This is a genomic window from Geobacillus thermopakistaniensis (assembly GCF_000498995.1).
GTDB lineage: Bacteria > Bacillota > Bacilli > Bacillales > Anoxybacillaceae > Geobacillus > Geobacillus thermoleovorans.
The window spans coordinates 1-15253 of record NZ_AYSF01000033.1; the positions used below are offsets into that span (position 1 = coordinate 1).

Here is a 15253-nt window from a genome sequence, read left to right on the forward strand (position 1 = left end):
CGAGGATTCCGGCGAATACGCGACGTGCAGCTTCACTCCGGCGCGTTCGCCGTGATACGGCGCCCATGGCAGGCGGTTTTTCCCGACCGTGACGGTCGTCGAATCCACCACCCGAAGCGGTTTGGGAAACCGAAGCGAACGGCGGGTTTGGCGGTTGCACTTGGAAATGATCAACGCTAACAAGCGTTTCATGATGTCATAGGGAACTTCTTTCGCTTTCTTGGATACTGTGGAATAATGGAATCGCGGCAATCCATACAGAGGCCCCACATCGGCTCCGTGGCGAAAGCTTTTCCATTGATGCATGGCGGCCAGCAGGAANCGAAACAAGTTTTTGCATCAAATTCGGGAGTGTGGTATGCTTGTTCATAGAGAGCACCTCCTGGGTTTGTTTGTGTCGCTACTCACATTCTACAGGAAAGGTGCTCTTTTTTCTATACCCTTTGGATTTTATTGGATAATCAACACGCCTGACACATTTCAATATCCATTCCACCATTTGCAGCTTCAACTGTATCTTTCACTCCCCAAATAAAATCACTAATCACAAACCCATCAAAATCCCACTCATTTTTTAGAACTTGGTTTAAGAGATAATCACTATGTCCACAATGCACACCTTGATACAAGTTATAAGCACTCATGACACAGGCAGCTCCTGCGTCAACACAGTCCTTGAAGTGGGCTAGATACACTTCGCGTTCTGTCCGTTTATCTGCTTTAACATTCACTTTAAATCTTGCATTTTCCATACTGTTAAAAGCATAATGCTTGATGCAGGCAATGACATTTTCTCCTTGAACTCCCTCAACTAATGCCGACCCCATCGCTCCCAAAAGGAAAGAATCTTCCCCATACACTTCCTGACTTCGTCCCCAGCCTGGATTTCGAGGGAGGTTAATGCAAACTCCCCCAAACAAGTTACCACCATGCGCCCTGATTTCCTTTCCAATCGCCTGGCCAATCCGCCGCTCGAGGTCTTTATCAAAAGTCGCACCTCTTGCCACCGTTACGGGAAAACATGTGCTGTTCCCTGAAACAACCCCACGCGGCCCATCAACAAACTTCATTTCAGGAACACCAAGTCGTTCGTTGCCACCAGCCGGATACGGCATCCAATTATAGTGTTTCCCGTTGGAAAAGTCATCCACCATTTGCTCCATTGATACCTTACCGCTCATTAAATACACTTTTTCCTCCAATGTCATTTGATTTACAATTTCTTGTGCTCTTGATGTGTAAGACAGGCGATATTGTTTGTTCACTTTCATGTTTTTCCTCCCCATAACATTTTATTGTTTTGTTATTAATAAATCTTTTTTCCCTAACCTTCTTAACCCTTCACAGACCCTGCTGCGATCCCCTTCACAATTTTTTCTTGAGCCACAAAATATACTAATAATAGAGGCAGACTTCCCAATGTGAGCGCTGCCATTATTCCTGGCACATTGACAGAAAACTCGCCATAAAACTCCCTTAGTCCTAACGGTAAGGTAGAATTTTCCTTTGAGTTTGTTAAAACTAGCGCAAAAATAAACTCATTCCAAATATGAATAAAGTTATAAATGGCCACCGTTGCTACAGCCGGTTTTAAAAGCGGAAACAGAATTTTCCAAAACAACCTAAATGGCCCGCAGCCATCAATCTTAGCTGATTCTTCTAATTCAACAGGGATTTCTTGTAGGAACTGGGTGAATATTACAACCGATACAGGTATTGAAAATGCAACATATGGACCGATTAATCCCCAAATCGTATCATACAATCCAATGTTAATCGTTAACAAATAAATTGGAATTAGTGTGGTATGAATCGGGATCATCATCCCGATCAGGAAAAGGATGAAAACAGGTCTGTTTAATCTAAATTTCATTCTTGCCAATGGGTAGCTGGCCATTGCGGATATAACAATTACTATAACCACAGAAACTGTTGAAACTATTAGGCTATTGCCAAAGTAACGGAGAAAGCTCGATGAAAGTACTGCGGAATAATTGTCTAAGGTAAAATCTTTAGGAAAAGACCAAGGTGAGGTCATAAATTCAAGCTGGCTTTTAAAAGATGAACTTACCATAAGGAAATACGGTAGGCCGGTAAATATCAGCAAGATAATGGCCAATAGATAAAGGGGCATACTGCTTATTTTCTTTATAAAAGCCATTTAGCTTCCTCCTTTTCTTTTTTGTTCAGAGAAGACAATAATAACAGTGATTATGAATGCAATCAAAAACATAGAAAAAGATATGCTACTTCCGTAGCCCATATTGAAGTTTGTAAATGTTTCCTCATACATGTACGTCGCCATCAGTTCTGTGGAATTATTAGGTCCCCCGCCGGTCATTACATAAATTAAATCAAAATACTTCAACGAACCAATGATCGATAAAATACTTGAGGTAACAATTGTTGGCATTAACAATGGTAGTGTTATCTTGAAAAAGCGTTGCCTTGAGTTCGCTCCATCAATCATGGCAGCCTCATAAAGTTCTTCCGGAATCCCTACAATCGCCGCCCTAAATAAAACCATATAGAATGGAGCATACTGCCAACAAATAGTAGCAATAACTGCCCAAATGGCGGTATCTTCGTTCCCGAGCCATGCCCTTTGTAATGAGTCCAAACCGAGCAATCCTAAAATATGATTTACTATTCCAAAGTTCCCGTCATACATAAATGTAAATAAGATGCCTATAGCCACCGTAGACATTAAGAATGGCATAAAGTAAACCGACCTAAAAAAACGCATCCCCTTTATTGGGCTAAATAGCAATAAAGCCATTATTAGACCAAGAGGCAATTGGGTTAATAAAGAGGAAAAAACCAGCAATGAATTGTTTTTTAGGGAAGCCCAAAACAACTCATCATGTAAAAGCTTTATGTAGTTCTGTAAACCGATAAATTTAAAAGTATTATCAATCCCTGACCAATCGAAGAGGCTATAGTAAAACGTCATCACAATGGAATATAAAACAAAAATACCATACACGAGCAATGCAGGAGCTAAAAAACTTCCGATTACTAGGCCTTGTTTAATTTTAGAAGTTACTTTTTTCTTGCCAACTGCTGTCATAGGAATAGAGGCAGTCGACAACTGCTTAACAGTCATTTTCACAATTTCTCCTCCCCCTTCCTCTTTTATACAAGGATGCCATATGGCCCTGATCCTTACAATACCTTCCGTCTGTTTTTTATTTGGCGTTGAATTAGGTACCCACAGGATCAGGAATCCTATATGACATCCCATTAAATAATCGTATTGTAATTGTTATTGCTTTATTTTTTTTCTATGACTTCTTTAGCCTTTTGCTCCACTCTTTTTACTGCTTCCTCAGGAGTTATTGATAATCCGAAAAGTGCTTGAGTTGTATCCAAATGTTCAGTTGCAACTTCAGTTGGGAGAGTTTGATCATAATAGGTTTGCATAAATTCTGCGTTTTCTAAAACACTATTGATTTTTTTAATATAACCATCCTCATATTTAACGCCTTTTACGGCCGAGATAACCCCAGCTTTATTTGCCATTTCTTGCGCCGTTTCCTTGCTTGCAAACTCTTTTATAAGCTCAACCGCTAGGTCCTTATTTGGACTTTTTTCCGAAACTGAGTAAACTGGACTAACCCCACCTACAATATCTTTATTAGTACCTTTTCCACCTTCAATTATTGGGAACATAAAAAATCCTAGTTTTTCCTCAAACTCTGGCATTTCTTTTCTGATTGTACCTAAGAACCAGCTCCCATCAATAGTCATTGCGGCTTTTCCTGTATACAGCAACTGTCTCGATTGACCTGTATCATAATTTAAGCCATTTACTCCCTCTGGAAACGCCCCCATTTTCACTAACTCTTGAATTTTTCTTGCTGCTTGGACATATGCTTCATCATCAAATCCCCTACCGGTGCGTCCAAAAGCTTCATTAAACAAATCCTTACCACCAATTCTTTCTGCCAAATACATCATATAAAAAGAACCAGGCCATTTGGTTTTATTGGCTAATGCTAAAGGAATAATTCCCTTTGATTTTAGTGTCTTTATAATTTCTAAAAATTCATCATATGTTTTGGGTTCCTTAAGGTTGTACTTTTCAAAAATTTCCCTATTATACCAAACAGGTACAATATCCATCCCAACTGGTACACCATAAATCTTACCATCATAAGTAGCAGGAGAAATTGCTGCTTCCAAATAATTGTCTTTGTCAATTTTATTTGTAATATCCATTACCTGGCCAGCATCAACAAAGTTTTTTAGCCATCCCCCTCCCCAAGAATGAAAAACATCAGGAGGATTTCCGCCGCCCATGGCAACACTTAATTTTGTTTTGTACGGGTCGTTTTCATATCTTACCAACTTCACAGTTACACCCGGGTGTTTCTCCTCAAACCTCTTCGCGGCATTCTTAAGAGCTACCTCTGACTCGCCTGTCTCAATATGCCAAACGGTTAATGTTTTTTCTCCAGAGTTCGGTTTACCCGAACTACTTGTATTTGTTGAAGGAGCTTTTGGTTGGCAGGCTGCCAAAAGAATAACCAGTAAAATTGAAGCAAACAGTTTACCCCTTTTTAAAAACTTAAACATTTCCCCTCGTCCCCTTTCGCTATTATTTTTCTATTAAAGGTTTCTTTATCGAGGTTAACCTAGAAGGCTGGTGAAAAACCTTGATTTCCGGCTCAATTGGTGTTTTCTGTCGCAGGGAAAGAGCTGATTTTAAAAGGTTTCCCAACTTGAAAAAATACGTTTTAGGCCGATTTTTCACTAAATCACCAGTCCTCTAGAGATTGTCTTTTGAACCATCACCCCCTATCAGATCCTTTGATAAACGAACAATACAAACTAAACCAATGCTATTTTCTTTCTATATTATTTTGTTACTCACGAATTGGAAACGGACTGACTAGCGTATTTCGTCAGCACCTCCAACAAACCTTGGTTGATTTTGCAATTTTTAAACGCAAACGACTGCATAATGTCATCAATTTTTTCCTCTGATAAATCTTTAAAAAGTTTTGCATACGTTGGCTGGATCAATGCCCCTGTATAGACTGTTAAAATAGCTTGCGAGAGGCAAGCGACATTATGACTGTGAACAATCCCAGGATCCCCAATCACTTCTTCGAGATGGGACGCCAATTCTTCAACCATCTTTCTTGCCCGAAACCCCGGAAGCCAGACCATCCAATCATCTGTGTTTAGTGCATGTTTTAGCTTAATGATCGGAGCGATCCGCTGCATGTATTCTGATTCCGGATCAAGAGTGACGAGCCCCATTACTCCAACATCTTTATACGTCCATGTTGTCCAGTGCGCACCAAACTCTTCGAAAATACTAATTTGATCGTCCATGGCCCGTAAACGGTCAGGAATTTCATGAGCCGGTCCATTATACACGGAACCAAACTCCCCTACCCAAAGCGGAACATGATATTTTTGGGCAAACTTTGTGCCTTGGTGATTTTGAAACTCCTTTCTTTGTACTTCTTTATCCCAATATTTCCCTCCATCCACACGGGCATTTTTTGCATCTGCCACTCCTGGATACGGCCCTGGTCCAAATCCTGCCGCTGTATAGTTATGGCTGCTATAAACAAGATTGTCCGCAAACGGCGCTTCCAACCCGTCGAACAATCTAGAATATCGATCTCCCTCAAGGAAAATAATATGGTCTGGGTCGATGGCGCGTATGGCTTCAACTGTCCGCCGATAAATACAGTTGATTCTATTCCAATCTGGTTTGTAATTATTGAAAAACGTATGTGGGTAATCCCCATGTGGGGTATTCACACACGGTTCATTCATCAAATTGTAGCCAGCAACAACTGCTCTTCCCCGATAACGGCGCGCGAACTCCTCCCATAAGGCGACAAACCGATCTTGGTACGTCCGGTCATGCCAAAACAAACTATGACGGATATCATTATCGGAATGCCAATGGGTATTTTGATATCCTTGAACCGCATGGAGATCTAAAATAACATATAATTCATACTTCTCACAAAGATTAATAATATGATCCAAACGCTCAAATCCACTTTCCTTGTAAGTGAACGGGTGCTCATCATCCTCAAAATGCCGATAGTTTAGCGGCAAACGAATGACATTGGCCCCCCAACTTTTAATAAACCGAATGTCATCTTCCCCGAAGAAATAATGTTGCATTCTCTCAAACAAAAACTCAGCTTTCCCTTTCCCAATCACTTCAGCTACCGTATGACGCAGCGCGTGCTCTGAACCCGTATAGCCATTAATAAAATCCTCCATATTCATCCAGCCGCCAATGCAAGTGCCCCTCAACTGAACAGGGTTTCCCTTTTGATCAGTAATCTTATTTTTAGTGACTTTAAGCATTTCCATAATTTATCCCATCCTTTCCTCTATTGATCTATTATTTTTTCATTAACTAACTCCCATATCCGCACCCATATGGACTTCTCGCACCTAATCTGTGTATATGCCCTCGGCAAAATGGGTGCTATATTGCCATCAAATACCGTTAATTTTAGTTAAAACCGACAATCGGTTCAGGTTTTTAAGCAATAATATCTTCTGCACATCTTCCTCACTCCCGAATGATATTACTGCTTTATACCCTTGTTGATAAACCAAATACCCTCAGATAAACCGCTTACAAAATACTACATAATTAGATGCCTAGTATAAGAATTGTCTATGACGTTGGTAGTAATTCCTCGTAAGCCTATATTTTTAACCCATCCGCATACGAGGAAACAGTAGACACTTTTTCTCCTTACTGTCGAATATTAGCTCTTACCAATCTCCAGTAACACTTAGATAGTTTGTTTATATCATAAACTATCTACCCTTATTTTATCATTATTTTTTGAATATTACAACTAATAATGTTTAAATTTCAGAAATTATCTTTCATTTCCTTGAGAAGATGAAAAGGTACACCCTAAGGAGAAGAGGAAAGAAAAGATTCAGCCAGTAAGGGCCGATTGGCTCAATTGCCTATCCCCTCATTCATTGGGCTTGTTCCAATCAAAACCGATCGCCTTCAAAAACGCCCTAGCCAAAATCATATGCCCCGCAACAGATGGATGAACACGATCCCAAGCAAGAGCGGCCGGATAAATCGTTTTTAATACCGCATTAAAAGCTGCTTGGGTATCGACAAGGAGGCTGTCTGTTTCCTCTGCAATTTGCTTGACAACACGGCCGTATTGATCCATCGTGCGGCGCATCGGATCATGTTCATTTCCCTCAATATAAAACGGCGTCATCAAAATCATGCCTTTTACAAGCGGTTTTGTCTCGAGGACAAGACTGCGGAGTGTTGTTTCGTATTCATCCAAGTATACATGTTTTTCTTTCATCAATGGCAAATCATACTGCCGCCAAACATCGTTAATGCCGATCATAATCGATACCCAGTCCGGTTTTTGTGCGATGACATCTTCTTTCCATCTTGCTTTCAAATCCCGCACCGTATTGCCACTGATTCCCTTATTGACAACCCTAATCCCCAACTCTGGATAAACCGCCTGCAGGAGACCATCGATATACGCTACATACCCGGTTCCCAGCGCGCCAAACAAGCCTTCCCCCTCCGGCTGAGCACGACCGCAGTCAGTAATTGAATCGCCAATAAACAACAACTTTTCCCCTCGACCGATTTTCATTTCACATTGCCTCCCTTGAAGTTTTCTATCAAACCACTTGAAAGAGCGGAGTTTCTTGAATAAAATGGACGGGGACATCAGGAAATTGCAATCCCAACCACTCAGCCAAGTACCTCATGCCCGGTTCTTCGCTTTCTGCGTGCCCCAGTACAATCAGTGCTTTTCGCCTTCCTTGATGCACAGCATCGCGAACGTATTCTGGTGTCTCCCATTCAGGTCCCTCTCCGTAAATAATCGCATCAAGGTGCTCCTGTTCAAACAATGGAATCGACAGCGATCCGCCGCCTCGATGCCCCACTAATAGCCCAATACGAGTACATGGGGCAGATAAATCTCCTGTAATCCGCACAAATGGGGCATGCAACTTTTCTTTTGCATATTTAGCTATTTCCTTTGCAGTCATGCGAGGAATCACTATAATTGCCGCAGTGGGCAAATATTTGGAGATATGCGTTTCCCAGCCCAAAGCGCGGATTAGGCCTACCATAATTCCGTCCGGTTGATATCGATGCCAACCATCATGAAATCGGTAAATGGCGATGCCCGACTCGCGAATCAAGCGAATCTTTTCTTGATACACCGGATCCTTTTTCATCATTTCAGTATGGTCAGTATGACTGTAAAACAACCCTTCATGAGTGATAAGGAAGTTGGCGCCCGCTGAAATAGCTTGCCGAATCACGCGATATGTAGGCATGAAACTAATTGCCATCCCTTTTACTTTCATATTAGGATCACCGTACTTAAGGGCATCCACAGTATTCGAGATTTTCCCTATCGACACTGTTAATCGTTCTAGTACTTCCTGAACGGTGACTACCATTATTCTGTCTCCTTTCAATTAATACGCTGGCTACCATAAAACTCTATTGTTTGTTCACAAAAAATTTTCATAAACGAGCCTTGCCCGCCACCTTGGCATGAAAATGACTCATCGAAGTGTGCGCACAAAACAAGCATGTCCAGCCATTTTGAGTTCACCCCCTGCTCTTGTCCCTTCAGCATGTTGCTTTCTACCTAAAACTTCTTCTATTCAGAAACAATAAGGATGAAATGGTTGCAATCAGTATGTTTACTATTCAAACTAATTATATACAGAATTTTTTAAATTCTCAATAGTGGTATTCACATACTATCCTCCAATTCAGTGAAATATCTCCTTCTCCCATTGCTGATGATAGCGCCCGTTAAATCATTAAGCAAAGGGAGAGATGTTATATCCCTGTTCATTGGAGTTCTCGCGCACCGAATTATTGATTGTTCCAGAGCGAACAGCTCGCATCGGCAACATATCCATAATCGAATTAATAATTATAATATACATAATAGTTAGTATATTTGTTTTACAAACAAAGTTGGTCGTGATAAAATGAAATTAGGGAAATGCAACACCTTTCCTCGAAATGAAAAACCCTTTCATCCCTATATTGCGATATGAAGGAAGGAGGAACGATGGGTATGTGGAATGTCATGCGTAAACCAGTAACTGTTGGATTGGCTCTATCGCTATTGCTTCCTATCGGAATGACCGCCACATCTGCTGAGAGTGCCGATTCTTATGCAAACAAACCCAGCATCAGTGCATTGCATGCCCCACAACTGGATCAACGCTACAAAAACTCATTCACAATTGGTGCGGCTGTTGAACCATATCAGCTGCTGAACCAAAAAGACGCCCAAATGCTAAAACGCCACTTCAATAGCATTGTTGCTGAAAATGTTATGAAACCGATCAACATTCAGCCGGAGGAAGGGAAATTTAACTTTGAACAAGCCGACAAGATCGTCCAATTCGCCAAAAAGAATGGCATGGATATTCGCTTCCATACACTCGTTTGGCATAGCCAAGTGCCAGAATGGTTCTTTCTCGACAAAGAAGGCAGACCAATGGTTAATGAAACAGACCCTGTGAAACGCGGGCAAAATAAGCAGCTGCTATTAAAACGGCTCGAGACTCATATTAAAACGATCGTCGAGCGGTATAAAAACGACATTGAGTATTGGGACGTTGTAAATGAAGTAGTTGGGGACGACGGAAAGCTGCGCAACTCTCCATGGTACCAAATTGCGGGCGTCGATTATATTAAAGTGGCATTCCAAACAGCAAGAAAATATGGCGGCAACAACATTAAACTTTACATTAATGATTACAATACAGAAGTCGAACCAAAGCGAACCGCCCTTTACAGCTTGGTCAAACAGCTGAAAGCAGAAGGGGTTCCGATCGATGGCATCGGACACCAGTCTCACATTCAAATCGGTTGGCCCTCTGAAGCGGAAATCGAAAAAACGATCAACATGTTCGCCGATCTTGGGTTAGATAACCAAATTACCGAACTCGATGTAAGCATGTACGGCTGGCCGCCGCGAGCCTACCCGACGTATGACGCCATTCCAAAGCAAAAGTTTTTGGACCAAGCAGCCCGTTACGATCGTTTATTTAAACTGTATGAAAAACTCGGCGACAAAATCAGCAACGTCACCTTCTGGGGTATCGCTGATAACCATACGTGGCTTGACAGCCGAGCGGATGTTTATTATGACGTTAACGGAAATGTTGTTGTCGACCCAAATGCTCCGTACACAAGAGTGGAAAAAGGAGCAGGGAAGGACGCACCGTTTGTATTTGACTTAAATTACCATGTAAAACCCGCCTATTGGGCCATTATTGATCATAAATAGCAATTCCCCCAATGTTAAGCAGGCTGCCGCAAAGGAGTGATTTCCTTTGTGGCAGCCCTTTAGATTTATCTTCCGTGCTGCCAGGCCGTCTGCCTCTCTTCCACTTTACGGAACACACGAAGCGCACTGCCCATTACAATCATGGCAAAAAGACTGACGCTAAAAAATGGGATCAAACCTGGAACATAAAGAAGGACAACTAGTAGTATGCCGATGCTCACGATCATCGCGAGAGTCATAAACGGATTAGCTATACCAATTACAAAGGCATACTTCACATATTGCCAAAAGCGAAGTTCATAATGCACATAAATCGGAAATACATATAACAATGTTACCCCATAAAAAATCATGATGACAAACAACACTACGGAAAACGGCAGCTGCCAAGGTGCAGGCACATGGTCAATATATAACACGTCAATATATAAAATATATGCTATGGCCATAAACAAAAACCCTATTCCGTTCGCCCGCCAGAATTCTTGTTTATATGTGCGGGCGAACGTTTTGAATACAGGAACGCCTTCATCACGGAATAAAAGCCACTTCCGCACAATCGTAAACAGCGCTACAGTTGACGGAGCAACGCCCAAAATACCTAACCCTATAATTGTAAAACCAACCCAGATGATATTAATATACGCTAATCTTGTGATCCATTCACAGACGCGGTACAATTTACTGTCCAACAGACCGGAACGCATCATTTCTCCACCTTTGTTTTTACTCTCTACTAAGGTTAGTATATCATTATAGAGAGAAAAAAAGAAGGAAAGATTTTATTCCCTCCCCTTCTTTCATTAGCCATCGTTTTATGTCTTGAAAAACTTACACCCCCGCATAAGCTAAAAAGCCTCCATCGACTGGAACAGTCACCCCTGTAACAAATCCGCTCATCTGGCTGTCTACTAGCCAAAGCAACGTCCCTAACAAGTCTTCCGGCTTGCCCAACCGTCGCATCGGAGTATGGGATAAAATTTTCTCTGTCCGCTCTGTGTATGATCCGTCCGGACGTTTCAGAAGATGCTCATTTTGTTTTGTCAAAAAGAAGCCCGGCGCAATGGCGTTAACCCGAACTCCAACCTCGGCAACATGCACAGCGAGCCATTTTGTAAAGTTTTCAATCCCCGCTTTTGCTGCGCTGTATGCCGGCACTTTCGTCATTGGTCTAGGGGCGCTCATCGAGGAAATATTAATGATCGTTCCTCCTCTGCCCACCATCTGTTTAAGAAAATGCTGCGTCGGGATGATCGTCCCAAGAATATTTAAATCAAAAACATAGGAAAACCCTTCTGTCGTCAAATCGAAAAACGTTGTAATGTCTTGATTCTCTAGATCCTGCAACTCGAGTATTTCCTTTGTCGTAATGCCCTGCGGATGGTTTCCGCCTGCCCCATTAATCAGGACATCGCACGGCCCGTAAACTTCCGCTACCATTTCTGCTGCCTGTTCGACGCGTTCGACATCCAACACATCGCACTGAATAGCCAGCGCTTGGCCGCCTTGCTCTTCGATCTCGTTCTTTACTATTTCAGCTTTCTCGGGCGTTCGATTTAAAATCGCCACTTTCATTCCTTGGCGTGCAAGCTCTTTCGCCATGCAGCTGCACAACACTCCACCTCCGCCCGTTACAACCGCTACCTTGCCTTTTAAACTTGGATGGATCGGGAGCATGCCTTCTCACCTTCTTGCTTCTTTTTTTCATTCTCCAAACTATCCCAAATGCCCAGCAAGTACATAATGCCAAGCGCCCGATCGTATAATCCGTAACCAGGGCGCGCTCGTTCCCCCCAAATCATCCGGCCATGATCCGGTCGGATGTATCCTTGAAAATTCGCTTCATGCAATGTCTTCATAATCTCGCATATATTCAACGAACCATCGCAACTGCGATGAGAGGTTTCCTCAAAATCGCCATTCGCGTGAATTTCGACGTTCCGTACATGGGCAAATGGCACCCGTTCCAGCTTTAAAAAGTAGCGGAAGATGTCTGGAACATCGTTGGCCGGATTGGCTCCAAGCGACCCGGAGCATAATGTCAACCCATTCGCTGGACTGTTGACCATGTGGACGATTCGATCCAAATTCTCCTTATTGGTTGCAATCCGCGGTAATCCGAACACCGACCAAGGCGGATCATCGGGATGAAGAGCCATCCGAATGCCGCATTCTTCTGCAACAGGAATGATTTGTTCCAAAAAGTAGCGTAAATGTTCAAATAAATCGTCTTCTGTCACTCCTTTGTACAAAGCAAAGAGCGGCTTAATCGTTTTCAATCGCTCCGGTTCCCATCCCGGAAGCAAAAACCCGTTCGCTCCACTTTCAATGCGTTCGATCATTTCCTCCGGATCGATCTGTTCAATCTTTTGTTTCTCGTAGGCGAGCACCGTCGATCCGTCAGGCCGCCTTTTGGCTAAGTCGGAACGAGTCCAGTCAAAAATCGGCATAAAATTGTAACAAATGACTTTGACCCCAGCTTTCGCCAAGTTGCGAATCGTTTGTTTATAGTTTTCAATATATCGATCCCGTGAGGGCAGACCGAGTTTAATATCTTCATGAACGTTGACGCTCTCAATGACTTCAAGATGAAATCCTTTTTCATTCACTTGCCGCTTTAGTTCCAATATATCTTCGAGCGGCCATACTTCCCCTACAGGAATGTGATATAGCGCTCCGACAATTCCTTCAACCCCTGGGATTTGCCGAATATAATCCAACGAAACGGTATCATGATCTTTTCCAAACCAGCGAAACGTCATTTTCATTCCGATCTCATCTCCCACTCACGACGACTTGAAAGTATTGTTTCGCATTGAAGTAACATAAATCTTGAACGATTTTCCCTAAAAAAGCATAGTCTTGGGGAACCTCTCCTCTTTCTATCCACGAACCGATCAAATTGCATACAATTCTGCGAAAATACTCGTGGCGTACATAAGATAAAAAACTTCTTGAATCAGTCAACATCCCAACAAATGTACTTAGCACGCCGACATTGGCGAGATCTGTTAAGTGTGTTATGATGCCATCTTGATGGTCGTTAAACCACCAAGCTGCGCCAAATTGAACTTTCCCTTTTACCCCTTCTGATTGAAAATTGCCGACCGTTGAGGCGACAATATAGTTATAAGCGGGGTTTAATGTGTACACAATCGTTTTTGGCAGTTGATCGCGACGCTCTAGCTCATTAAGAAAGGCATTTAACGGCTGGGCAAGGAAAAAGTCATGAATCGAATCATATCCTGTATTCGGACCAAGACGCCGGAACATCTTTTCATTTGTATTTCGAATCGAACCGATGTGCAGCTGCATCACCCAACCAAGTGAGTGGTACAATCGGGCTAAGAAGCATAAAGTGAAAGTTTTATATTTTTCCTCCTCCTCACGGCTGAGGACAAATCCATTTTTTCGTTTTTGAAAAATATCGTTTGCTTCCTTCCAACCGCATTCTGAATACGGCATCGATTCTAAGCCGTGATCAGCCATCCGGCATCCTGCCGCATGAAAATAACGCACTCGGCTTTCAATGGCTTGCAGCAGCTGATCGTAATCATGAATCGGCAGGCCAGCTGCTTCCCCTAGCTTTCCCACATAGTCTAAAAACGAAGGGCGGTTGATTTCAATGACTGCATCAGGACGAAAAGACGGAACAATCTTTACTAGAAATGATGGATCTTGGGCAATTGCTTGATGATCAGCTAAATCATCGAGCGGATCGTCCGTTGTCCCAATCCACTCCACATTAGATTTGACCATGAAAGAGCGGGCTGAGAATCCTTCCTGTCTCAATAAATCATTGCAATGATTCCAAATTTCACGCCACGTCCGCTCATTCAGAAGAGCATCCACTTGAAAATAGCGTTTTAGCTCTAAATGTGTCCAATGATAGAGTGGATTCCCGATGCAATACGGCACCGTTTTCGCCCATGCTTGAAACTTTTCCTCTGGAGAGGCGTTTCCGGTAATATACTTTTCTTCGACTCCCATCGCCCGCATCGCCCGCCATTTGTAATGATCCCCCTCGAGCCAAAGCTCCGTCATATCATGAAACCGCCGGTCTTCCGCAATCTCTTTTGCGCTCAAATGGCAGTGATAATCAATAATCGGCAATGATTTCGCATAGTCATGGTACAACACTTCGGCATGCTTGTTTTGCAACAAAAAATTTTCATGAATGAACGGCTGCACACTGTCTCCCTCCCGCAAAGCGAAACTTCCAACAACTTATACAAAATAATGAGGATACTGCCTTTTTAGTACGTCTTTTTCAATTTCGACAAGCCGCAAATGCTCTTCCATCACCTGACGCACTTTCTCTGCTTCTTTATTCGCAATTAACCGATAAATTTGCTTGTGATGGGAAATAATAATGTCCCAATCAAGATCGGATGATAGTCTCAGTACACGCAAACGATTGAAATGACTGTTTAAACTTTGCACCATTTTCCACGAGCGCGACATTCGGCAGCCATCGTAAATGAGCTGATGGAACTTTTCATCAAGCTCAAACAACTCAAGAAAATTTCCTTTTTCGGCACACAACTCTTGCATCGCAATATTCTTCTCCATTTCAAATAGATGATCTTGACGCAATTTCGTACAAGCTAAAACGGCCACTTCTTTCTCGACAACCTCGCGGATAAAGCGCCCTTCCTCCACATGTTCCAAGTTGATGCGCGAAACAATGGTTCCGCTTTGCGGAATAATATCAAGCAATTCTTCTTGCGCCAGTTTGAGAAATGCTTCCCGCACCGGGGTGCGGCTAATATGCAATTGCTCAGCAATTTCCTTTTCGGAAATTTTTGTTCCTGGTTCCAACTCAAGGCGCAAAATCTTTTCCTTTAGCATCTCGTACAACTGGTCGCGCGCCGAACCTCTGACAGAACTTTTAATTTGTTGGCTTTGTTGGGCAGTAAAGATCACCTTGC

At 42.5% G+C, this 15253-nt stretch carries 14 protein-coding genes and 1 pseudogene; 1 reads left to right on the forward strand and 14 read right to left on the reverse strand.

Features of this window, described 5'->3' with window-relative positions:
- From T260_RS0119830 to T260_RS1000000139785, 9 genes and pseudogenes are all read right to left on the reverse strand, one after another.
- A pseudogene (locus T260_RS0119830) lies at nt 1-370 on the reverse strand (IS4 family transposase); the annotation flags it as partial.
- A 91-nt stretch (nt 371-461) separates the two neighbouring features.
- Nucleotides 462-1271 (reverse strand): glycoside hydrolase family 3 protein, encoded by an 810-nt coding sequence (locus tag T260_RS0119835; protein ID WP_031212415.1) that lies wholly within the window; start codon nt 1269-1271, stop codon nt 462-464.
- A gap of 62 nt (nt 1272-1333) precedes the next feature.
- Nucleotides 1334-2161 carry a carbohydrate ABC transporter permease gene (locus tag T260_RS133735; RefSeq protein WP_023633587.1) on the reverse strand — a complete coding sequence of 276 codons (828 nt, stop codon included), beginning with the start codon at nt 2159-2161 and terminating at the stop codon, nt 1334-1336.
- The gene (locus T260_RS133730; RefSeq protein ID WP_023633588.1) at nt 2162-3106 is read right to left on the reverse strand and encodes a carbohydrate ABC transporter permease; all 945 of its coding nucleotides are present in this window, start codon (nt 3104-3106) and stop codon (nt 2162-2164) included.
- Between the two features lie 167 nt (nt 3107-3273).
- On the reverse strand, nt 3274-4578 hold the full coding sequence (locus tag T260_RS133725; RefSeq protein WP_023633589.1) for an extracellular solute-binding protein: 1305 nt from the start codon (nt 4576-4578) through the stop codon (nt 3274-3276).
- A gap of 294 nt (nt 4579-4872) precedes the next feature.
- Nucleotides 4873-6351, reverse strand: coding sequence for a glycoside hydrolase family 5 protein (locus tag T260_RS133720; protein WP_023633590.1), 1479 nt, complete (start codon nt 6349-6351; stop codon nt 4873-4875).
- A gap of 626 nt (nt 6352-6977) precedes the next feature.
- Nucleotides 6978-7640, reverse strand: a complete 663-nt coding sequence (locus tag T260_RS133715) for an SGNH/GDSL hydrolase family protein (RefSeq protein WP_023633591.1) — start codon at nt 7638-7640, stop codon at nt 6978-6980.
- Between the two features lie 28 nt (nt 7641-7668).
- Nucleotides 7669-8463, reverse strand: coding sequence for a Nif3-like dinuclear metal center hexameric protein (locus T260_RS133710; RefSeq protein ID WP_023633592.1), 795 nt, complete (start codon nt 8461-8463; stop codon nt 7669-7671).
- A gap of 14 nt (nt 8464-8477) precedes the next feature.
- On the reverse strand, nt 8478-8645 hold the full coding sequence (locus T260_RS1000000139785) for a hypothetical protein (RefSeq protein WP_160164937.1): 168 nt from the start codon (nt 8643-8645) through the stop codon (nt 8478-8480).
- Nucleotides 8646-9098: 453 nt separating this feature from the next.
- Here T260_RS1000000139785 and T260_RS133705 point away from each other — a divergent pair, with 453 nt between their 5' ends.
- Nucleotides 9099-10322, forward strand: coding sequence for an endo-1,4-beta-xylanase (locus tag T260_RS133705; protein ID WP_023633593.1), 1224 nt, complete (start codon nt 9099-9101; stop codon nt 10320-10322).
- A gap of 65 nt (nt 10323-10387) precedes the next feature.
- Here the strand turns inward: T260_RS133705 and T260_RS133700 are convergent, their stop codons facing one another.
- The 5 genes from T260_RS133700 to T260_RS133680 form a co-directional block, all read right to left on the reverse strand.
- On the reverse strand, nt 10388-11029 hold the full coding sequence (locus T260_RS133700) for a YesL family protein (protein WP_023633594.1): 642 nt from the start codon (nt 11027-11029) through the stop codon (nt 10388-10390).
- Between the two features lie 124 nt (nt 11030-11153).
- Nucleotides 11154-11999, reverse strand: coding sequence for an SDR family oxidoreductase (locus tag T260_RS133695; RefSeq protein ID WP_023633595.1), 846 nt, complete (start codon nt 11997-11999; stop codon nt 11154-11156).
- Nucleotides 11975-13090, reverse strand: coding sequence for a mannonate dehydratase (gene uxuA, locus T260_RS133690; RefSeq protein WP_023633596.1), 1116 nt, complete (start codon nt 13088-13090; stop codon nt 11975-11977). The genes T260_RS133695 and uxuA overlap by 25 nt, the downstream gene beginning before the upstream one ends.
- Before the next feature lie 7 nt (nt 13091-13097).
- Entirely contained in the window at nt 13098-14513 is a 1416-nt protein-coding gene (uxaC, locus tag T260_RS133685; RefSeq protein ID WP_023633597.1) for a glucuronate isomerase, read from the reverse strand.
- A 36-nt stretch (nt 14514-14549) separates the two neighbouring features.
- On the reverse strand, nt 14550-15248 hold the full coding sequence (locus tag T260_RS133680; RefSeq protein WP_013145193.1) for a GntR family transcriptional regulator: 699 nt from the start codon (nt 15246-15248) through the stop codon (nt 14550-14552).
- Nucleotides 15249-15253 lie beyond the last annotated feature (5 nt).

Coding starts and splice junctions, on each gene's coding strand:
- T260_RS0119835 (WP_031212415.1), bottom strand. CDS start 1,271: ATGAAAGTGAACAAACAATATCGCCTGTCTTACACATCAAGAGCACAA.
- T260_RS133735 (WP_023633587.1), bottom strand. CDS start 2,161: ATGGCTTTTATAAAGAAAATAAGCAGTATGCCCCTTTATCTATTGGCC.
- T260_RS133730 (WP_023633588.1), bottom strand. CDS start 3,106: ATGACTGTTAAGCAGTTGTCGACTGCCTCTATTCCTATGACAGCAGTT.
- T260_RS133725 (WP_023633589.1), bottom strand. CDS start 4,578: ATGTTTAAGTTTTTAAAAAGGGGTAAACTGTTTGCTTCAATTTTACTG.
- T260_RS133720 (WP_023633590.1), bottom strand. CDS start 6,351: ATGGAAATGCTTAAAGTCACTAAAAATAAGATTACTGATCAAAAGGGA.
- T260_RS133715 (WP_023633591.1), bottom strand. CDS start 7,640: ATGAAAATCGGTCGAGGGGAAAAGTTGTTGTTTATTGGCGATTCAATT.
- T260_RS133710 (WP_023633592.1), bottom strand. CDS start 8,463: ATGGTAGTCACCGTTCAGGAAGTACTAGAACGATTAACAGTGTCGATA.
- T260_RS1000000139785 (WP_160164937.1), bottom strand. CDS start 8,645: ATGCTGAAGGGACAAGAGCAGGGGGTGAACTCAAAATGGCTGGACATG.
- T260_RS133705 (WP_023633593.1), top strand. CDS start 9,099: ATGTGGAATGTCATGCGTAAACCAGTAACTGTTGGATTGGCTCTATCG.
- T260_RS133700 (WP_023633594.1), bottom strand. CDS start 11,029: ATGCGTTCCGGTCTGTTGGACAGTAAATTGTACCGCGTCTGTGAATGG.
- T260_RS133695 (WP_023633595.1), bottom strand. CDS start 11,999: ATGCTCCCGATCCATCCAAGTTTAAAAGGCAAGGTAGCGGTTGTAACG.
- uxuA (WP_023633596.1), bottom strand. CDS start 13,090: ATGAAAATGACGTTTCGCTGGTTTGGAAAAGATCATGATACCGTTTCG.